We start from the raw sequence: 20,487 nt of genomic DNA, 5'->3' as shown, positions 1-20,487 counted from the left end.
ACTTTTTTTCAACACAATTTAAACGAAAACCCTGCAAAATTATGACATTTTGCAGGGTTTTCGACTTGACTATCTCTGTGCCAGGACAATCGGATTATCTTGGACCTCTCGAAGAACGGCTTGAACCGCCGCCACCTCCTCCACCGGATGGTGCGCTGTAACTTCTCGAAGGAGCGCTGTACGACGGCTGGCTGTAAGTCCGCGTCGGTGCGCTGTATTCGCTTCTTGGGCTCTGGTAGCTTCTGGTCGGCGCGCTGTAATCGGAACGGGTCCGTGAAGGCGTGCTGTACGACGGTGTGCTGTACGAAGACGAGCTGGAAGAAGAACCTCTTGATGAGCGCGGCGAGTAGTAAGCTGCGCCATTGCTGTTTCCACCCTCAGACGAGTAATTGCTCGAATTGCTGGAACGAGGACGTGAATAATAGGTATTTCCACCATTCACTACGCCACGCGAGCCGTAAGACTCTCCACTGGTGCGTCCGCCGGCCGAAACTGCATTACTGCGTCCTGAGCTTCTCGATGTTCTTGGCGATGCATAAGTATCACTCGACACTACCCGACCGCCGTCGCGGCTACCTCTTGTGGTACCTGATGCGGAACGGTTGCGTGATGAGTTGGCATAATTGGAATTGTAGCGCTCGTTGTTGCTGCGGCTTCTACTCGCATCCACCACACGTGGGCCGTAAGTTCTGGAAATGCCTCTCTCAGGATTATTGATCACGATTACCGGACGGCTGTAAGCCCATGGCGAGTAACCGTAGCCGAAGCCATCGTAATAACCGCCGAAGCCGTACATGCTGTTATAACCCCATGGAGAGTAACCCCATGGTGAATATCCCCAGGAATTATACCCGAACGGATCGTAACCGAAGCCCATTCCCCCGTATCCCATCATGCCGCCATAGGCCCAAGGCGAATAGCCTAGCATTGATCCGTAACCTAAACCGAAGTAAGGACGCATTCTGAAACCTGGGCCGTAACCAAAGTTGAGTGATAGACCAGCATAGCTTCCGGGCCAGAAGGAACCCAACCGTCCGAAATAAGGATTGTTAAGGGCAGCGGAGTTATAACCGTCTGCAAAGCCGGCATTATAGCCCACGTCGGATGAAACCTGGCGTTTTACACTTCTCGACGAAAGATAGTTTTCGTCGTAATAATCGGCTGTACCGTTTTCTGAATAATTACCGGTATAGGCATAATCCGGGTTATCGGAACGGGAGACTTCCTGATCATCACCCCGGTCTGTCAACACGAGGCCTCCGCCGGAATTTCCTCCGTAGAGATCGTCATAACCGCCGCCCGAACGCGATGCATACTGATTCGAAGTACATCCCCAAGCTCCCAACAGCACCAGCAAAGACAAATATTTTGCTTTATTGAACATACTCATGGCTTTTAAGGATTTAAAAGTTTGTTGCTAATATATGTAAAAAACGCATTCCTACTATGAAGCAAACGTCCGTAACTATACATTAATTCCAAAGTTAACATAAAAAACTATCTTTGCAACTCCCCTGAAAAACAGGTCCGGATTACCGTAATACTCCATTTCAATTCCAAAATAATACAAAGTAAAATGAGTAAAGCCTTACCAACACGAAGTGAAAACTACTCCGAATGGTACAATGAATTAGTGAAACGCGCCGATCTGGCCGAAAACTCGCCCGTCCGGGGTTGTATGGTGATCAAGCCGTACGGTTATTCGATCTGGGAAAAAATGCAGCGCGCGCTGGATGACATGTTCAAGGAAACCGGCCACACCAATGCCTATTTCCCGCTTTTCATCCCGAAATCGTACCTGAGCAAGGAGGCTTCACACGTGGAAGGATTTGCCAAGGAATGCGCGGTTGTGACGCATTATCGCCTCAAAAACGATCCCGATGGCAAAGGCGTGATCGTGGACCCGGATGCGAAACTGGAAGAAGAACTGATCGTGCGCCCGACGTCGGAAACGGTGATATGGAGCACTTATAAAAACTGGATTCAGTCGTACCGCGACCTCCCCCTGCTCATTAACCAGTGGGCCAACGTGGTGCGCTGGGAAATGCGAACGCGCCTGTTCCTGCGTACGGCCGAGTTCCTCTGGCAGGAAGGCCACACCGCGCACGCCACTGCACAGGAAGCGATTGCCGAAACCAAACAAATGCTGGAAGTATACGCGCAGTTCGCCGAAGAATGGATGGCCGTACCGGTTATCAAAGGCGTGAAAACAGCGAACGAACGGTTTGCCGGTGCCGAAGATACCTACTGCATCGAAGCCATGATGCAGGACGGAAAAGCATTGCAGGCGGGTACTTCCCACTTCTTAGGTCAGAACTTCGCGAATGCGTTCGATGTGAAGTTCCAGGACAAAGAGGGCAAGCTGGACTACGTTTGGGGAACTTCATGGGGCGTGAGCACCCGCCTGATGGGCGCGCTCATTATGGCGCATTCCGATGACGCAGGGCTTGTTTTACCTCCCAAACTGGCGCCGATCCAGGTGGTGATCGTGCCGATTTACCGCAACGACGAACAGCTCGCGCAGATCTCCGAAAAAGTGGCGGAAATCACGAAAGACCTCAAAAAACTGGGCATCAGCGTGAAATACGACAGCAGCGACAATGCGAAGCCGGGTTTCAAATTTGCGGAATATGAACTGAAAGGTGTTCCCGTAAGATTGGCCATGGGCGGCCGCGACCTCGAAAACGGCACGGTGGAAGTAGCCCGCCGTGATACCAAAACGAAGGAAACGGTTTCAGTGGCAGGCATCGCCGCTTATGTTCAAAACCTGCTGAACGACATTCAGGAGTCCATTTACAAAAAAGCGCTGACATTCCGCGAAGAGAATACCTACAAGGTCGATTCCTTTGAAGAATTTAACAATATCCTCGATACCAAAGGCGGCTTCGTCCTCGCCCACTGGGACGGCACTTCCGAAACGGAAGAGAAAATCAAGGAGGAAACCAAAGCGACCATCCGCTGCATTCCTTTGAACCAGGAAGCCGAAGAAGGCGTTTGCATCTACTCGGGCAAGCCGTCCAAAGGACGCGTGGTGTTCGCCCGGGCATACTAATTTACAATTCCCGCATTCGTGAAGGTTGCTTCGCGAATGCTTTTTTCAACCAAATCAATAAAAACTATGAGTCAAGCAAAGGCTGGTGACAAAGTGCAGGTACATTACAAAGGTACCCTGCCGGACGGACAACTTTTTGATTCCTCCGAGGGACGTGAGCCTTTGAGCTTCACGCTTGGAAGCGGACAGGTTATCAAAGGATTCGACGATGGCGTGACCGGCATGGAAGTGGGCGATAAAAAGACCATTAACATTCCAAATGCCGAAGCTTACGGCCCTGTGAACGACGAAATGGTGATCCGTTTCGACCGTGCGCAAATCCCTGCCGATATTCCCCTGGAAATCGGCGGCACCCTGAACATGCACCAGGACGGCGGCCAGGTGATCCCGGTAGTCGTAAGAGAAGTTACCGAAACTTACGTGGTACTGGACGCAAACCACCCATTGGCTGGCCAGGACCTGATTTTCGAACTCGAATTGGTAGGTATCAACTAATTATCGATAAAGTCGGTCATGCGGCTTGCAGCGGGAAACCGACGCAAGCCGCATTTTTATTCCGTCCATTTCAGGCTGAAACTTTCCGGCTTACCTTTCGAGAGTTTCAGCAAAATCTGCCTCGCGGCCAGGTCCTGCAACATGCGCTCGGCCCGCTTTTCGGAAATGTTGATAATTTTGGAAAATGCTTTGGCAGTAATCGAATCCGTTTCTTTCAGGTAGGTGATCAATGTTTTCACATGGCGCGTGGCCAGCAGCTTCTCCGTTTCGACGTCGGCACCGTTATACAGCAATAGCCTCGGAATGGGCATGCTTTTGTCTTTTACACGGATATAAATGATCCGCTCCCCTTTCTCGTTCAGCGCATGATGCGGCTTGTCCGCGCTTTCGGCTACGCTCACCCGCAACACCTTCTTGCCATCCAGGTTTTCCGTCTTGATCTGCACCACCAGTTCGGGCTCGATCAGCTTGACAAGCGCCTTTTCCAGCTTTTGCAGCTCCCGCAGTTCGGATTGCACACCCATGATCGCGCCGTGGTCGGCCACGCCGATGAGCAGTTCACCGCCGGAGGTATTGGCAAATGACACAATGGTTTTGGCAATTTTAAAAGGGCTGTCGACCGTCCGTTTGAACTCGGTCGTAAGGCTCTCCCCTTCTTTCACTAATTGAATAATACTTTTAGTCATGCATTTAAATCAACCCGTATTTCTTGCCCGGCATCGAGCGGACCATTCCCTGGAATTCGAGGTTCAGGAGCAGCGACGCGAGGCGATTCAGATGGATGCCCGTTTGCCAGGCCAGCTCGTCGATCTGCGTCGGTCCGTGCTGTTTCAGTAATGCCAGCACCTGCCCTTCGTCCTGCGTAAAACCCTCAAAACTGACCGGCTGCGCCTCGGCCGGAACTGATTCGGGCATGCCGGCTGTCCAGCCCAATGCCTCCGCCATATCGGTCACCGACGTGAATATCGCTGCCTTGTTGTCCCGGATCAGATAATTACACCCTTCCGACTGCGGCTCGTTAATCATCCCCGGCACGGCGAAAACCTCCCGGTGGTAGTTCTGCGCAAATTCGACCGTGATCAGGCTCCCGCCCGTCCGCCCCGATTCCACTACGATGGTAACATCACTGAGCCCGGCAATAATTCGGTTGCGCGCGGGAAATCTCATAAAATCAGGTTTCGTACCCAGCGCATTCTCCGTGACGATGCCGCCGTTGGCCTGCATGTCGGCAGCTGTGCGCTGATGCACCGCCGGATAGATCACATCCGCACCGCTCGCCATCACGCCGAGTGTGGCGAGGTTGTTCCGGATGCAATGCCGGTGTGCAGTGATATCCACACCATAAGCCAGTCCGCTCACCACGAGGGGCTGGTAAGGCACCAGGTCGCGGATGATTTGCTCTGTAACGGCCTTGCCATATTCACTGATTTTGCGGGTACCCACAATGCCCACCGTGCGCGGCCAGTTGAAGTTTGTATTGCCTTTTGCATACAATGCGATCGGGGCGTCGTAAAGCGGCCGGAGCCTTGCAGGATAGTCGGGATCGGTGAAGAAAAGCAGCTGGGTGGCTGTCTTCTGGCATTGTACCACCTCTTTTTCAGCATATTCCAATGTGGATTTGTTCAAAATCGCCTTCACGATCTTGTCACCGATGCCGGGGATTTTGATGAGTTTCCGATAGTCGGACTCGAAAACCTGGGACGCGCTGCCGCAGTAGCTGATCAGTTGCCGGATCGTCACCGCCCCGATTCCGGGCGTGTGCATAAGCGCTAGGATGCAGATTTTCTCTGCGTCGGAAGATACGTGCATAATATAGTGTGTTGGTTGAGTTGAAATAGCTGAAAATGCTGGCATGCATTTTGCGAATATACGTCAGCAGCATATTTCAAAAATAAACAATTATCTGAAAACCAAATATGGAAAACCTCGAAACCGATGTAGCCGAAACCGAGCAACACTATGAAGGCATGGGCGCAACCTGCCACCCCGACGGAGTTTATTACCGGGTGTGGGCGCCGCACGCAGAAAGCGTTTCGGTCATAGGAAGTTTCAACGACTGGGATTCGTCCGCCAACCCGCTGCAACCCGAAGAGAACGGAGTGTGGGGCGCACTAGTCGAAAATTCAAAAGAAGGAGATGAATACAAATTTTTCCTCAAAACACCCGCCGGAGAGCTGCAACGCAACGATCCGTACGCGCTTAAAGTAACCAATTCCGCAGGCAATTGCGTGGTTTACAATCACGAGTCTTTTGACTGGCAGGATGTGTCCTTCCAAATGCCCGGCTGGCATGAACTGGTCATTTATGAAATGCATGTGGGCACTTTCAATGTTACGGAGGAAGGTCAGGTCGGCACATTCTACACCGCTATCGAACGCATCCCGTACCTGAAAGACATGGGTTTCAATGCTGTTGAGCTCATGCCGTGCTCGGAGTTCCCGGGCGATAAGTCGTGGGGCTACAACCCCTCCAACCCGTTCGCGATAGAGTCCGACTACGGCGGTCCCGATGGCCTGAAAGCATTCGTGAAAGCGGCCCACGAGGCCGGCATCGCGGTGATCCTCGACGTGGTGTACAACCATTTCGGCCCCTCCGACCTCGACCTGTGGCAGTTCGACGGCTGGCATGAGAACGATGGCGGCGGTATCTACTTTTACAACGACTGGCGCTCCGAAACCCCCTGGGGCAACACCCGCCCCGACTACGGTCGCGGCGAAGTGCGCCAGTACATTCACGACAATGCATTAATGTGGCTCCGCGACTACCGCATCGACGGCCTCCGCATGGATATGGTGCCTTACATCCGCAATGTGAAAGCGAATGGCAATCCCGGCGACGATATCCCCGAGGGCATTTCGCTTATGCAATGGATCAATAAGGACATCCGCGACAGCTGCGCCAACTGCATTACGATCGCCGAGGATATGCATTCGCTGGATTTTATCACCAGCCGCGTGGAAGATGGCGGGCTTGGGTATGGGTCGCAATGGGATGCGAAATTCGTGCACACGATCCGCGACGCAATCATCACCGCCAACGACGAAGACCGCGACATGGAAGGCGTGGTATCCGCGATCACAAGCCGCTACAACAACGACTCGTTCCAACGCATTATCTACACCGAATCGCACGACGAAGTAGCGAATGGCCAGGCGCGCGTGGCCGAAGAGATTGCCGACGGCGATGTGGACAACTGGTATTCCAAAAAACGCGCGGCGTTGGGCGTAGCGCTGGTGCTCACCTCTCCCGGCATCCCGATGATTTTCCAGGGCCAGCCGCTGCTGGAAGACAAATGGTTCTCGGACAGCGACCCGATCGACTGGTCACGTCTCGAAAAATTCAGCGGATTCGCTGCATTGCACCGCGATATGATCCATATCCGCCGCAACTGGTTCGGCGTGACGCGCGGCTTGCAAGGCCAAAACACGGAGATCGTCCGCCAGGACAATGAGAAAAAGGTGGTGGTAATGCACCGCTGGGCAGAAGGCGGTCCGAAAGATAGCGTGGTAGTGGTATTCAACTTCTCCACCGAAACTTTCTCCGATTACAAAATCGGCTTCCCGCGGCCCGGTAAATGGCACCTCCGCCTCAACACCGACAACGAACACTACGACGCCGACTTCTCTCACCTGGGCGTATTCGACATCGAAACCAGCGAAGGCGAAATGGACATCTACGAACAATGGGGCGAATTACAAATTCCCCCATATTCAGCGCTGATCTTCTCGCAGGAAGAGTAGCGGGGGAAGGGTCGAATGGAGCGAGAGCGGAATCGAGGAAGGGAGCAAGCGATGGATGAACGAAGGCATTGAGAGAGAGTAATAGACGAAGGCAATAAATGGAAGTAGGGACAAAAAGCCACGGAGTGGCACCCTGTTTATAGCAATCAAACGCCGATCTGGCGGCTGGCCCCTTCGGGGCCTCCTGCGCTGTGATTAGGAGGCTCCGAAGGAGCCGAAACGTGGGTCGTGCCTGAGTTGCTATAAACAGGATCGCCCTCCGGGCCATGTTCTTTGGACATTTCTTGCTTGGTCCATTCCCACATTACTCATTCTTCTATTCCTGACTCTTTCTTCCGTTCTGCTTCTTGCTCCATCAATTAATCATCCTGAAAATTCGGTCCCAGCGGATTTTTTTTAAGAAGCTAGTCGGGTTGGGGTCGATGGACATCCATACGAAAACGGCTTTTCCGACGATGTGGTCCTTGGGAACGAAGCCCCAGTAGCGCGAGTCGGCGGAATCGTGGCGGTTGTCGCCCATCATGAAGTAGTAATCTTGCTTGAACGTGTAGCTCGTGACCGGTTTCCTGTCAATGCTGATCTTGCCATTCTCGATCGCGACGTTTTCGTTGCCTTCGTAGCTCGTGATGATGTCGCCGTACTGGGCGATGTTGATTTCACTTAACTGAACTGTCATACCCGCTTTCGGCACCACTATCGGGCCGTAGTTATCCTTGTTCCAGTTGGTTGCGTTGTTTTCTGGGAATAGAAATGGCTCTTTCAGGCCTTGCTCCATAAACACCGGCTCGACGCGGTTGACGAAGTCGTAGCCTCTCAGCTTTTCTGCGAGGTCGGCCGTTGTTTTAACCACATATCCAAATTCATCGTTAGTGGCAATGCTGTCGCCGAATGTCTCCGTGAACTGCGAGAAATCTACGATTCCATTCTTTCGAAACACATTTTCCTCATTCACAGCTGTTTTGACGGAAACAAAATACTCATTCTGCATACGCGGGGGTGACGTCTGTGCCTGGCCATTCACGTACACCTCCCCGCGGCGCACTTCTAGCTTATCCCCCGGAATACCTACGCAGCGCTTAATGTAGTTCGAACGCAAGTCTATGGGATGCGGGTGCAGGTCGGGGAGCACACGGCTGTATTTCTGATACATATCGGGGTGTTCCACCGGCAGATAAAATACGACCACATCACCGTTTTTCACATCGGTGAAGCCCGGCAGGCGGTATTGAGGGAGTTGAATCCAGTCGAGATACGACGGAATGTTCGTTCCCCAGATCGTCTGGTGCGTGAGAGGCACCTGCAATGGTGTGACGGGCGTGGTGGTGCCGTAATGTAGCCTGCTCACAAACAGGTAGTCGCCCACGAGCAAACTGTTCTCCATCGACGGCGTCGGGATCACAAATGCGCTGAAAAACAGCCAGCGGATCAGCGTGGCGGCGATTACGGCAAATAGTACCGAATCAATCCATTCGCGGATAGCCGACTTTTTACGCGGGGCAGTGGCGGGCTTGGATATGGGTTCAGTAAGTGGCATGGTGCTTCGTTCAATTAAAAGCTCAGAGGATTCAAGTGAACGCAATATACCATCAATTTTAATAAACCAACAACCATTATATAGCATTTATTTATATATACATCACAAAAATAAAGGGAGGAGCCTCGCGGCCCTCCCCTAATGCTGATAGCTGTTTTCTGCTAGTTGATCACCCGGAAAATGCGGCTCCAACGGATTTTGTTGAAGAAGCTGGTCGGGTTGGGATCGATAGACATCCACACGAATACCGCCTTGCCCACGATGTGGTCCATGGGTACGAAGCCCCAGTAGCGCGAGTCGGCCGAATTGTGGCGGTTATCGCCCATCATAAAATAGTAATCCTGCTTGAATGTGTAGGAAGTAATGGCCTTTCCGCCGACTTTGATCGCATTTTCTTCGATCGTCACGTCGTCATTGTCCTCGTAGCTTTTGATCACCGGTCCGTAGGTCGCGATGTTCTCAGGTGTAAGCTGCACGGTCATCCCTTTTTTGGGCACGGTAATCGGTCCGTAGTTGTCGCGGTTCCATTTAAACAGCGACGAATTCGGGTAAAGCATCGGTTCGCTGATGCCGTTATCCGTTTTCACGAGCGTGATGCTTTTGACAAAATCATAGGTTTTGAGCTTTGCCGCAATTTCTTCGGTTGTAAACACGAGGTAACCCATTTGCTCATTGCCTCGGATTGTATCGTTTTCGCCGTCGGTAAAGGAGTTGAACTCCGAAATACCATTCTCGCGGAACACTTTTTCCTCGTTTACGGCGGTGGTAGTAGCCACGAAGTACTCGTTCTCCATTCTTGGAGGGTTTTCCATTGGCTGACCATTGTTATACACCTGCAAGTCACGCACTTCCACTTTATCGCCCGGAATACCTACGCAACGTTTGATATAATTGGTTTTCAAATCCACCGGATGCTGCATTTCGGGCGGGTAGTTGAATACCACCACATCGCCGCGCTTTACTTCGCTGAAACCCGGCAGCCGGTATTGCGGCAGCTGGATCAGGCTGGTGTAAGAAGGAATATTGGTTCCCCAGATGGTCTGGTGCGTCAATGGCACCTGCAACGGCGTTTTCGGCGTCCGCGTACCGTAATGCAGCTTGCTCACAAACAGGAAGTCTCCCACAAGCAGGCTGTTCTCCATCGACGGTGTAGGGATGGTAAATGCTTCGAAAAACAGCCAGCGGATGAGTGTAGCGGCCACTACCGCAAACAAAATGGAGTCGAACCACTCCCGCGCCGGTGACTTTCTCTTTTTGGATTCAACTGAACTGGAAGTCAATTCTCTATTAACAGCCATGCGATGATTGATAGTTATAATGCTTTAAATTTTGAGGAGGTCGTTCATTCCGAACACCCCGAATTTACCTGGAAGCCATTCGGCTGCCACCACGGCGCCCAGCGCAAATCCCTGGCGGTTATGGGCCGTGTGGGATATTTCAATCGTATCCACTTCCGATTCGTAGCGCACGATGTGCGTGCCGGGCACTTCCCCGCGGCGTTCGGCCAGGATTTGCAGGTATCCTTCCTCATTTTCCGGCGCCAGCTTCCAGCCGTCGATGTTCCCGATTTCCTCGATAATGCCTTCTGCAAGCGTGATCGCCGTGCCGCTGGGCGCATCCAGCTTGTGGATATGGTGCACCTCGGTCATCGAGCTTTGGTATTCATGGCCATTCATGAGCCTTGCAAGCATGCGGTTCAGCCGGAAAAACAGGTTTACGCCGATGCTGTAATTGGATGCGTAGAAAAACGATCCCGACTGCGCCTTGCAAAGTGCTTCCACTTCGGTGCGGTGGTCGAGCCAGCCGGTAGTGCCGCAAACGATCGGCCAGCCTTTTTTAAGGCAATAAGTGATATTCTCAAATGCGGATTCCGGCGAGCTGAATTCGATGGCCACGTCCACGTCGGCAGTTTGGAGCTTGTCCATATCGGCGCGGTTTTGTACATCAATTTTACCTACGATCGAGTGTCCCCTGTCCAGGGCGATCTGTTCGATCGTTTTTCCCATCTTGCCGTACCCCAGTAATAGTATTCTCATTAATCAGTTATTTGAAAATCAGTACTCTGTTTGTATTATTTAATGTTAAAAACCAGCCGCACGCCAGGTGTCGGGGTGGTCATCGACGGCTGGTTCAGCTTCGGGCTCACGTTCAATGTGAGGTCGTCCGAAAGGTCAAATGTCTTCAAATGCGCCGCTACGTTGGCTTCAATGATCGACAGCGTGTAAATAAGCCCTGTTACAATAAGGGCAAAGCCACGGTTCCGGCGCCAGTAGTTCTTTTGGCGGATAATCTGGTCTTCCGTCGCATCCACATATTCGCTGCTCGTATTCAGCAGGTTACGGACCCGCACCGGCACCCGGGCATCGGCGCTTTGCAGCTCCTTCTTCTTGTTACCGTAATCCGGACTGTTTTTGTCCAGAATGTAAAACGACTTGTAAGCGCTCAGAAAGTCGTTATACTTGATCGTGTTCAGATAATAGGTGTAAAGCCCTCCCCCGAATGCGAGGTACACGATAGGCGCCTTCCAGTAATCCCGGTTGTACAGCTGCCCCGCGCCGGGGATCAGGGCCAGCCGGGTGGCCGTTTTCGGCACCGGCATCCACTTCTTTTTAACGTTTTTTAACGTGTCGGCCTGGGCCAGAGTAGCGCTGTCCAGCGGAACGGACGGCAAATTTTCAATTTTCAGACTGTCTTTTTTACCCTCTGTCTGTGCTGCAATCCGACCCGATACCAGCAAAATCAACCCTAACAATACCCAGTTTTTCAACGTTTATTTGAATTTCAGTGTTTCTAAAATCTTTTTCAGTTCGTCCTGAGAGCCAAAAGGGATCTTAATTTCACCCTTGTGCTGCTCGTTGGCTTTCACGGACACCTTCGCCCCGAAGTAGGACGAAAGCTGGAACTGTAACGACTTTATTTCCTGATTAATTGTCGGCTGCTTTTTCGACTCGATAGGGATATTGCTCACCATTCCGAGCTTCCGCACCTCGTCCTCCACTTTCCGCACCGACCATCCTTCTTCGATGATCTGGTTAAAAATTTTGAGCTGGCTCTGGTCGCTGTTGATCGTGATCAATGCGCGGGCGTGGCCCATACTGATCTTGTCGTCGCGCAATGCGGCCTGGATTACCGGCGGCAGTTTGAGCAAACGGATATAGTTATTGACGGTCGTGCGGTTTTTGCCCACGCGCGCGCCGAGTTCTTCCTGTTTAAGGCTGCATTCGAGGATCAGCCGCTGGTAGCTCAATGCAATCTCGATCGCATTCAGGTTTTCGCGCTGGATGTTCTCGATGAGCGCCATTTCCAGCATTTGCTGATCGTTGGCCGTGCGGATGTACGCAGGTATGGTTGTCATCCCCAGCGAACGGGACGCCTGCAAGCGGCGCTCACCCGAAATGAGCTGGTACGAGTCCTCCGAAAGCTGGCGCACGGTAATGGGCTGAATAATACCCTGCACGCGAATGGAATCCGCCAGTTCTTCTAGCGATTCCTGGTCAAACTTCGTCCGCGGCTGGTACGGGTTCGCCTCGATCTGGCTCACGTGGATCTCGTTCATCGAACCGATCACCTCCGCGGGCGCCATGCGCGTACTCGTCCTGGGCGTGTTGATTTTTTCAGAATCTTGCAGAAGAGCGCCCAATCCCCTTCCCAATCCGGTCATTTTTTTCGTCTTGCTGCTGTTGTCCATTGCCTGTTCGTAGTATCGTTATCAGTTCACCCTGTCGGACGAGAGCAAACCGTTTTTACTGAGAATCTCTCTTGCAAGGTTCAGATAGCTGACGGCCCCTTTGCTGTCCGAATCCTGCGCCATCACAGGAATCCCGAAGCTAGGCGCCTCACTGATACGTACGTTACGAGGTATAATGGTATTGAAAACAAGAGATTCGAAGTGGTTGGTAACCTCGGTCACCACCTGGTTGGACAGACGCAGGCGGAGGTCGTACATCGTGAGCAGGATGCCCTCGATGATCAGGTTCGTATTCAGTCGCGACTGAATGATGGTAATGGTATTGAGCAACTTACCCAATCCCTCCAATGCAAAATACTCGCATTGCACGGGAATGATCACCGAGTCGGCGGCGGTAAGGCTGTTGATTGTGATAAGGCCTAATGATGGTGAGCAGTCGATGATGATGAAGTCGTAATCATCGCGCACTTCGGCGATGGCGTCCTTCATTCTATGCTCCCTGTTTTTAAGGTTAATCATCTCGATCTCCGCACCCACCAGGTCGATATGCGACGGCAGCAGGTTCAGGTTCGGGAAATCGGTTTGCAGGATAATTTCGGATGTCTTCGCCTGCTCCACCATGCATTCGTAAATGCTGTTTTCCATCTCCTGCGGGTTGAAACCAAGCCCTGAGGTTGAATTGGCCTGTGGATCGGCGTCGATGATGAGTGTGCGGAATTCTAGCGCGGCCAAACTGGCCGCAAGGTTAATAGCAGTGGTGGTTTTCCCTACGCCTCCCTTTTGGTTTGCAATTGCAATTACTTTGCCCATGTATTCATTTGAGTTACCAATGTCAAATTTCTATTATTCGGGGCAATTCACCAAAAAATGTTCCACGGAGTTTTCAAGAAAACCTCAAACTAACTTACTATCAGTGTTTTAAATGATATTATTATTTAATTAAAAATAAATTGTACGAAAAATCGGCAAAATGTTTCACGCCCACACCTGCGTGCCTTCCGTACAGTTCTTGCACATCTCTATCTCTGAACGAGATCGGATCAACGAAGCGCGGAAGTCGCGGTACTTCTTGCCTTTCCAAAGTTGGCGGAAGGTCGAAGTTTTCATGTCGCCCAGCTTGTACTCGGCGTCTTTATCGAAGCAGCAGGGCACCACGGCACCGTCCCACGTGATCACGCACGAATGCCACATTTTCCAGCAGTGGTCCACGAATTTGTTTTTGATCGAATATTTGCCGTCGGCCTGTGCCTGGTAGCGGGAGTACTTTTCAATGGTAGGGATGAGGTCGGAGCCTTCTTCATAATCGTAAATCTGCGCCGTTTTCAAACCTACTTCATCCACACCCATTTCCTCGGCCAGCTTTTTCACGTCCTCGATCTGGTGCTCGTTCGGTTTCACGACGAGGAACTGGAAGATCACATGCGGCGTCGCCGATTTCAATTCCTTCTTCCATTTAATAATGTTGCGCGTTCCTTCCAGCACTTTTTCCAGGTTCCCGCCGACGCGGTATTGCTGGTACACGTCCTGCGTGGTGCCGTCAATGGAAATAATGAGGCGATCCAGGCCGGATTCCACGGTTTTACGCGCTTTCTCGTCGGTGAGGTAATGCGCATTGGTGGAAGTAGCCGTGTAAATGCCCTTGGCACTGGCATATTTTACCAGTTCGAAGAATTTCGGATGCAGGTAGGGCTCGCCCTGGAAGTAGAATATGAGATACAATAAGGTATTGCCGAGCTCGTCGATGGTTCTTTTATACAACTTTTCCTCCATCATCCCCGTCGGCCTTGTGAAGGATCGGAGGCCGCTGGGGCATTCGGGGCAGCGGAGGTTGCAGGAAGTGGTCGGTTCGAAAGAAATTGCGATCGGCATTCCCCAATGCACCGGGTTACCCGTCATTTTGGAATAAAAATAGCTCCCCAATATCTGCATTGCGTTCCAGGCACGCTTCGGCGTCACTTTCGACATCAGGTTCAGGCCATCCTTAAAATTCTTGTTCATATGCTGGGCATTCAACGATCAGCGGGCCTACGGGCCTGATGATCAGTTCAAATATCGTTGTGAATTATAAAACAGCGATTCCGGTGGTGTACTTGATCTCGGAAATTACGAAATAACTGCTGATGTGTAACACGCTCGACAGGGCAGAAAGTTTATGCTGGTAAAACTGATTGTACGCCTCGCCGTCCTCGACGACCACTTTCAGCATGTAATCGAAGTTGCCCGAAACAACCGAGCATTCCAGCACTTCGGGCATTTGCACAATGGCCTGGTTGAAGTCCTCGAAGCTCTCTTTCCGCTGCTTATCGAGCGTTACATTGCAATACACGACGAGGCTTTTCCCCAATTTCCGCCGGTTCAGCAAGCATACATATTTATCGATAAACCCCTCTTTTTCAAGCTTCCGGATGCGCTCATGCACCGGCGTGACCGACAAGTTGATCTTGCTCGCGATCTCCTTGATCGTCATCTGGGCATTGTTTTGTAGTAAATCCAGAATCTTGCGGTCGGTCTGGTCGGGCTGCATAAAGTATTTTTTGTGGTTGTATGCCGATTGTAAGCGTTACCGGCAGAAATTTTTCTTACAGATCAGATCAAAAATAGTTTTCTTTTCTGTCTTTTTGAGCCATTATAGTATGTTTTTCTGCCTGAAATTACTTTTGTCCTCATTAATCTAAACTAAAACACTGCACATACCGATGACCATTGGCGTCCCCAAAGAAATCAAGAACAACGAGAACCGGGTAGCTTTAACGCCCGCAGGAGTCACAGAGCTGCGTAAGCACGGACACACAGTGTACGTGCAGGCGGAAGCGGGCAAAGGCAGCGGATTTACCGACGAACAGTATGCGCAAGCCGGAGCGAGCATTCTCCCCACCATCGAAGAAGTTTACGGCATTGCCGAAATGATTATAAAGGTAAAAGAGCCCATTGCGAGTGAATACCCACTAATTAAAGAAAACCAGCTCCTGTTCACCTACTTCCACTTCGCGTCCTCCGAGCCCCTCACCCACGCGATGATCGAGCGCAAAGCAGTTTGCCTCGCCTACGAAACCGTCGAAAAAACAGACAGAAGCCTTCCATTACTCGTTCCGATGAGCGAAGTAGCCGGCCGAATGGCAATCCAGGAAGGTGCCAAATACCTTGAAAAACCGATGGGCGGCTTTGGTATCCTGCTCGGCGGCGTGGCAGGCGTGAAACCGGCCAATGTGCTGGTGCTCGGCGGCGGCATTGTAGGAACGCAATCGGCGAAGATGGCCGCAGGACTGGGAGCGAATGTAACGATTATGGATATCAGCCTGCCCCGGCTGCGCTACCTGGAAGACATTATGCCCGCGAATGTGGACACGGTGATGTCCAACGAATACAATATCCGCGAGCTCATCCAGGGCGCCAACCTGATCATCGGCGGCGTATTGATTCCTGGCGCGAAAGCCCCGTCGCTTATTACCCGCGACATGCTCAAACTCATGAAGCCCGGCACCGTGATGGTGGACGTGGCGATCGACCAGGGCGGCTGCTTCGAAACATCCAAAGCAACCACACACGAAGATCCGATCTACGAAGTGGACGGCGTCGTACATTATTGCGTGGCCAACATGCCGGGCGCGGTACCTTACACCTCCACCCTCGCATTAACCAACGCTACCCTCCCCTATGCCCTGCAACTGGCCAACCAGGGCTGGAAGCAGGCTTGCTCCACCAACGAGGAGCTGCGCAGGGGATTGAATGTCGTTCACGGAAAAGTAGTATTTAAAGGTGTTGCCGAAGCATGGCATTTGCCTTATACGGACGTCAAAGAATTATTCTGAATCAGCAAACCTGACTGGATAAACCCGGCCGTTTTTAACGCGCCGGGTTTTCGTTTTCTAGAAATATTACAATTACTTTTCAAAAAGCATTGCGATTACAAAATATTGTTCTTACTTTTGCGTCACAATTTGAAGGAACATCCGTTCGCTTCTCTGCTCATAAACGGTCTAGTACATTATAGATCACCTGCCAGCCTCAAAATTTGTCCCGGCTGGACCTACCGTTCACACGCAGAGCCCCACGGATGGTTAGTGGTGGGCTTTGTCGCAATCCCTTTCAATTTTTTACGAGTAAAACCGGAATGCCGGTGATGTGGTCCGATTTCATCGGGACTGATGCATGTGTTGGGCTTGTCCCGCAGGATCATTGTGCTGTTTTCAGCCATCATCGCCCCTCAAACCGGAACATCCGTTCAATTCAAGAATTAATACTAAAAGCAATAGAATGACTACTGAAACTTTTCAAACTTTCGAAGAGCTTGGACTCAACGAAAACATCCTGAAAGCCTTGCAAGAAATGGGTTTTGAAAAACCCTCACCGATACAGGCACAGGGAATCCCGGCAGTTTTGCAGGGCTCTGACGTAATTGGTCAGGCTCAAACCGGTACCGGTAAAACTGCGGCATTCGGTATTCCCGTGCTGGAAAGAATAGATACATCCAGTAATGCAGTACAAGCCCTGATCCTCTGCCCTACCCGCGAACTCGCGGTGCAGGTTTCGGAAGAACTCGGCCGTCTGTCCAAATTTATGCGTGGCGTGCGCATCGAAGCCATCTACGGTGGTGACTCGATCGACCGTCAGATCCGCTCCCTGAAAAAAGGTGTACACATCGTTGTAGGAACTCCGGGCCGTGTAATGGACCACATGGAGCGCCGCACCCTGAAATTCGACGAAGTACGCATGATGGTACTCGATGAGGCTGACGAAATGCTCGATATGGGCTTCCGTGAGGACATCGAGAGCATCCTGGCCGACATGCCGGAAGATCGCCAGACGATCCTTTTCTCGGCAACCATGTCGAAGCCGATCATGTCGATCACCAAGCGCTTTTTGAACGACCCTACCTTAATTAAGGTAGTTCGCAACGAGCTGACCAACCAGAATATCGAGCAGGTTTACTTTGAAGTAAAACCACAGGCGAAAGTCGAAGTAATGACCCGGCTGATCGATATGCACCACATTAAGTCCCTGCTGGTTTTTTGTAATACCAAACGCAAGGTGGACGAGATTGTGGAAGACCTGCAATTGCGTGGTTACGCTTCGGAAGGTATCCACGGAGACCTCCGCCAGCAGCAGCGCAGCAATGTTATGAGCAAATTCAAGGCGGGTGTTACTACTATCCTGGTTGCTACTGACGTTGCAGCACGCGGTATCGACGTAAGCGGACTGGATGGCGTGATCAACTACGACATTCCGATGGACGAAGAATATTACGTACACCGGATCGGCCGTACGGGGCGTGCGGGAATGTCGGGTAAGGCGTTCTCACTCGTTGCCCGTGACGAAAAATACCGTCTGAAATCCATTGAAAGCTATACCAAGGTTAAAATCGAGAAAGGGGTAATTCCTTCATTCGAAGATATCGTAGGTGTTCGTAAGGCACGTTTTGTGGAGAATATTTCAAACTCCATCAAAGAAAGCAACGACGAAGAACTGTACAACGACGTACTTGAAATGCTGCACCACAGCGGTTTCTCAACCGAGCAAATCGTAGGCGCAATGGCGAAGCAGATCATGGGCGTTCAGAAAAACGAATACTCCGACAGCAACCTCGCATGGGAAGAGCGTCGCAGCGAACGTCGCGAAGGCGGTAACGACCGCTTCGGTCGTGGCGAACGTCGTGAAGGCGGCCGTTTCGGTGATCGTCGCGAAGGCGGAAGCCGTTTCGGCAGTGACCGCGGAGGCGACCGTTATGCACCGCGTGGCGAGCGTGGCGACAGAGGTGGTGACCGCGGAGAGCGCCGTCAGTCGGCCCCCGAAGCTGGTATGACCCGCTTGTTCCTGAGCTTGGGCCGTAAAGACCACATCATGCCGAAAGACATCGTGGGTGCTATTGCCGGCGAAGCCAACATTCCGGGCAAAACCATCGGTGCGATCGACATTTACGACAAATTCACTTTCGTAGACGTACCTGAGCGCGATGCACGCGCGGTATTGCGTGCGATGGATGGCAACACCATCAAAGGCAAGCCGGTGCAGATCGACATTGCAAAATAAATTCTGACAACAATTGATTAGTGCGAAAAGGGACTTGTAAAAAGGTCCCTTTTTCGTTTATTTTTAGCCATGCAAAAAAAAGAACAACTTGAAGTGTGGCTCCGCGGCCCGCTTCCCGAAATACCCGCACTGCTCCAACCCGTGGCGCATGCATTGTTGCAGGCGCGTGAGGAACTTGGCATTTTTGCCAACACATTTCCTACCAAACTGCTCTGGGAAAAACCGGCTGGCGTTGCCTCGGTGGGCTTCCATTTGCAGCACCTCGCGGGCGTGCTCGACCGCCTGTTCACCTACGCACGCGAAGAGTCGCTCAGCGAGAGCCAGATGGCGTTTCTCAAAGCCGAAGGCAATGAACCGTTTGTGGATTGCACCTACAATTATTTGCTGGAACAGTTCAGCAATCAGCTGGAAACCGCATTGCAGCAACTCCGCGCAACGAATTCCGAAACATTGACCGAAATCCGCTACGTAGGCCGCGCGATGGTGCCCTCCACGCATTTGGGACTGCTGTTTCACGCCGCCGAACACACGCAGCGGCACGTAGGACAACTGTTGGTAACAGCCAAAGTGCTCATTTCCATACATTAATCAACCGGCTAATCCAGCGATTAATCAACCAACTAATCGTCCGGCTCTTACCCAACATCCCAACACCGCTCAGTCTTCCGACTCCGGCCTGACTTTCAAAAGCCGCTGCAACCAACCTTGTTGCTCAGCGGCTTGTTGTTTTTCGTCCATCTCTTCATTCACCAAAGTTCCGAGATCGGGCTGCCCGGCATTCACCCAGCAGGTATACCAAACATCCCCCACCATTTGCACCGAGGCCCGCATCCGCCGCTCCACTTGTCCGGCCAGCGCGCGGTGGTACTTTTCGGAAAAGTCGCGGGAATGCATGCGGGTAAGTATGTTGTTCCGCAATTCGAATGCGTACTTTTTGTCCGGCTTGAATGCTTCCGTAAGTTGCTTTTCAAAAGCCAGCACAGAATCACTTCCCGAATGCGAGGCCTCGACGGCCTGCCAAATGTCGTGGGCGATATCCTCACGGTAAGCGGCGGGGCCGAGCCACATATCATATTGTTCTGCATAAATCTCCGGCAGCCGCGATTCCCAGAAACCGTGAATGCCGTCCTGGCCGGTGAGCTGCCCATTATAGTTGCGCGTGGTGTGCAACGGCACGTGGGCATCGGCAATGTAATGGCCGAGGTCCGCCGACATGCGGAGAATGCGGGCCGCATTCTTTTCCCTGAATGCAGACGTTAGCTGCGAAGCGGCGATCTGCACATGCCACGGCACAATGCCGTGTTTGCGAAGGCTGTCCTCGCCCACCTTATTCACGGCCGCCTGCCAATGTTTGGGTAGTACTGCCAATGCGCTGTCGCCGTACACATCCAGGTCGATAAAATGCCGCTCAGCCTCGCCCACGACGGCATAACGCCGCTTGTCCGGATTCACGGCATTTTCGGTCAGATAGTCGATATGCTTTTTGTAAAAAACCTGCATTTCCATCGGCAGCCGGAATACCGCCAGGCGGTTGATCCGCTTGTGCGCCCAGAAGCCCCAACGCGGTTTTGCACCGGTTTGAAGCAATATAAATGCGACTATAAGACTGAGATGCAGTGCGTAGATGAAAAAAATCCGCTTTTTTTCAGTTTTTTTTCGCTGCGGTGAATGGAATGGCGCCATACAATATTCGGAAGGTGGTTTTCGGCTGTTTTACACCTATTGAGACGTCATTTGCAAAAAAAGTAACACAATGCCGGGTTTGCGACACTTGATTTTTCACTAGCGCGACTTTTTAAACCCACAAGCGATATTCAGTGAGCAACGCGCAAGCCTCATTTAAAAATTATGCAAAAAAATATTCGCCGAATATTATTTCGGAAAGTAGATTTCCAGGGATCGTTTCTTTTCTCAAATATTATTTTTTCAAAATTATTTATATTTATTATCC

The 20,487-nt window shown here is 51.7% G+C and carries 19 protein-coding genes; 6 read left to right on the top strand and 13 right to left on the bottom strand.

Annotation, left to right across the window (positions count from 1 at the left end):
* Window positions 1-94: 94 nt before the first annotated feature.
* Window positions 95-1,390, bottom strand: coding sequence for a hypothetical protein (locus tag DFER_RS01065; RefSeq protein WP_012779837.1), 1,296 nt, complete (start codon window positions 1,388-1,390; stop codon window positions 95-97).
* A 186-nt stretch (window positions 1,391-1,576) separates the two neighbouring features.
* On the opposite strand from DFER_RS01065, the gene proS reads away from it, so the two are divergent.
* On the top strand, window positions 1,577-3,052 hold the full coding sequence (gene proS, locus DFER_RS01060) for a proline--tRNA ligase (RefSeq protein ID WP_012779836.1): 1,476 nt from the start codon (window positions 1,577-1,579) through the stop codon (window positions 3,050-3,052).
* A gap of 66 nt (window positions 3,053-3,118) precedes the next feature.
* Complete coding sequence (locus tag DFER_RS01055; protein WP_012779835.1) at window positions 3,119-3,547, top strand: FKBP-type peptidyl-prolyl cis-trans isomerase; 429 nt, start codon at window positions 3,119-3,121, stop codon at window positions 3,545-3,547.
* 56 nt (window positions 3,548-3,603) lie between these two features.
* Here the strand turns inward: DFER_RS01055 and DFER_RS01050 are convergent, their stop codons facing one another.
* Window positions 3,604-4,233 carry an AlbA family DNA-binding domain-containing protein gene (locus tag DFER_RS01050; RefSeq protein ID WP_012779834.1) on the bottom strand — a complete coding sequence of 210 codons (630 nt, stop codon included), beginning with the start codon at window positions 4,231-4,233 and terminating at the stop codon, window positions 3,604-3,606.
* Window positions 4,234-4,237: 4 nt separating this feature from the next.
* Window positions 4,238-5,356 (bottom strand): DNA-processing protein DprA, encoded by a 1,119-nt coding sequence (gene dprA / locus DFER_RS01045; protein WP_012779833.1) that lies wholly within the window; start codon window positions 5,354-5,356, stop codon window positions 4,238-4,240.
* A 107-nt stretch (window positions 5,357-5,463) separates the two neighbouring features.
* On the opposite strand from dprA, the gene DFER_RS01040 reads away from it, so the two are divergent.
* Complete coding sequence (locus DFER_RS01040; protein WP_012779832.1) at window positions 5,464-7,287, top strand: alpha-amylase family glycosyl hydrolase; 1,824 nt, start codon at window positions 5,464-5,466, stop codon at window positions 7,285-7,287.
* Window positions 7,288-7,433: 146 nt separating this feature from the next.
* Here the strand turns inward: DFER_RS01040 and DFER_RS30665 are convergent, their stop codons facing one another.
* The 9 genes from DFER_RS30665 to DFER_RS01000 all read right to left on the bottom strand — a co-directional run bounded on the left by DFER_RS30665 (window position 7,434) and on the right by DFER_RS01000 (window position 15,033).
* Window positions 7,434-7,568, bottom strand: a complete 135-nt coding sequence (locus DFER_RS30665; RefSeq protein WP_262485293.1) for a hypothetical protein — start codon at window positions 7,566-7,568, stop codon at window positions 7,434-7,436.
* 74 nt (window positions 7,569-7,642) lie between these two features.
* Window positions 7,643-8,821, bottom strand: a complete 1,179-nt coding sequence (lepB, locus tag DFER_RS01035; protein WP_012779830.1) for a signal peptidase I — start codon at window positions 8,819-8,821, stop codon at window positions 7,643-7,645.
* A gap of 161 nt (window positions 8,822-8,982) precedes the next feature.
* Window positions 8,983-10,119, bottom strand: a complete 1,137-nt coding sequence (lepB, locus tag DFER_RS01030; protein ID WP_012779829.1) for a signal peptidase I — start codon at window positions 10,117-10,119, stop codon at window positions 8,983-8,985.
* A gap of 24 nt (window positions 10,120-10,143) precedes the next feature.
* Window positions 10,144-10,857: a 4-hydroxy-tetrahydrodipicolinate reductase gene (dapB, locus tag DFER_RS01025; protein WP_012779828.1), complete on the bottom strand. Its 714-nt coding sequence runs from the start codon at window positions 10,855-10,857 to the stop codon at window positions 10,144-10,146.
* A gap of 35 nt (window positions 10,858-10,892) precedes the next feature.
* A complete protein-coding gene (locus DFER_RS01020; RefSeq protein WP_012779827.1) occupies window positions 10,893-11,588 on the bottom strand; it encodes a DUF5683 domain-containing protein in 696 nt (231 codons plus the stop codon).
* A 3-nt stretch (window positions 11,589-11,591) separates the two neighbouring features.
* Entirely contained in the window at window positions 11,592-12,509 is a 918-nt protein-coding gene (locus tag DFER_RS01015) for a ParB/RepB/Spo0J family partition protein (protein WP_012779826.1), read from the bottom strand.
* A gap of 21 nt (window positions 12,510-12,530) precedes the next feature.
* Window positions 12,531-13,319 carry a ParA family protein gene (locus tag DFER_RS01010; RefSeq protein ID WP_012779825.1) on the bottom strand — a complete coding sequence of 263 codons (789 nt, stop codon included), beginning with the start codon at window positions 13,317-13,319 and terminating at the stop codon, window positions 12,531-12,533.
* Between the two features lie 165 nt (window positions 13,320-13,484).
* Window positions 13,485-14,507, bottom strand: coding sequence for an SPASM domain-containing protein (locus DFER_RS01005; protein ID WP_012779824.1), 1,023 nt, complete (start codon window positions 14,505-14,507; stop codon window positions 13,485-13,487).
* Window positions 14,508-14,571: 64 nt separating this feature from the next.
* The gene (locus DFER_RS01000; RefSeq protein WP_012779823.1) at window positions 14,572-15,033 is read right to left on the bottom strand and encodes an Lrp/AsnC family transcriptional regulator; all 462 of its coding nucleotides are present in this window, start codon (window positions 15,031-15,033) and stop codon (window positions 14,572-14,574) included.
* 172 nt (window positions 15,034-15,205) lie between these two features.
* Between DFER_RS01000 and ald the strand changes: the two genes are divergently transcribed.
* The 3 genes from ald (at window position 15,206) to DFER_RS00985 (ending at window position 19,124) form a co-directional block, all read left to right on the top strand.
* Window positions 15,206-16,318, top strand: coding sequence for an alanine dehydrogenase (gene ald / locus DFER_RS00995; protein WP_012779822.1), 1,113 nt, complete (start codon window positions 15,206-15,208; stop codon window positions 16,316-16,318).
* A 445-nt stretch (window positions 16,319-16,763) separates the two neighbouring features.
* Window positions 16,764-18,536, top strand: a complete 1,773-nt coding sequence (locus tag DFER_RS00990) for a DEAD/DEAH box helicase (protein WP_012779821.1) — start codon at window positions 16,764-16,766, stop codon at window positions 18,534-18,536.
* A gap of 69 nt (window positions 18,537-18,605) precedes the next feature.
* Window positions 18,606-19,124 carry a DinB family protein gene (locus DFER_RS00985; RefSeq protein WP_012779820.1) on the top strand — a complete coding sequence of 173 codons (519 nt, stop codon included), beginning with the start codon at window positions 18,606-18,608 and terminating at the stop codon, window positions 19,122-19,124.
* Window positions 19,125-19,193: 69 nt separating this feature from the next.
* Here the strand turns inward: DFER_RS00985 and DFER_RS00980 are convergent, their stop codons facing one another.
* Window positions 19,194-20,123 carry a zinc dependent phospholipase C family protein gene (locus tag DFER_RS00980; RefSeq protein WP_143828621.1) on the bottom strand — a complete coding sequence of 310 codons (930 nt, stop codon included), beginning with the start codon at window positions 20,121-20,123 and terminating at the stop codon, window positions 19,194-19,196.
* Between the last annotated feature and the right edge of the window lie 364 nt (window positions 20,124-20,487).

It is taken from the genome of Dyadobacter fermentans DSM 18053 (assembly GCF_000023125.1).
GTDB lineage: Bacteria > Bacteroidota > Bacteroidia > Cytophagales > Spirosomataceae > Dyadobacter > Dyadobacter fermentans.
Note: the sequence above shows the minus strand (reverse complement) of the source record. Positions and strands in the feature narration are given on the sequence as shown.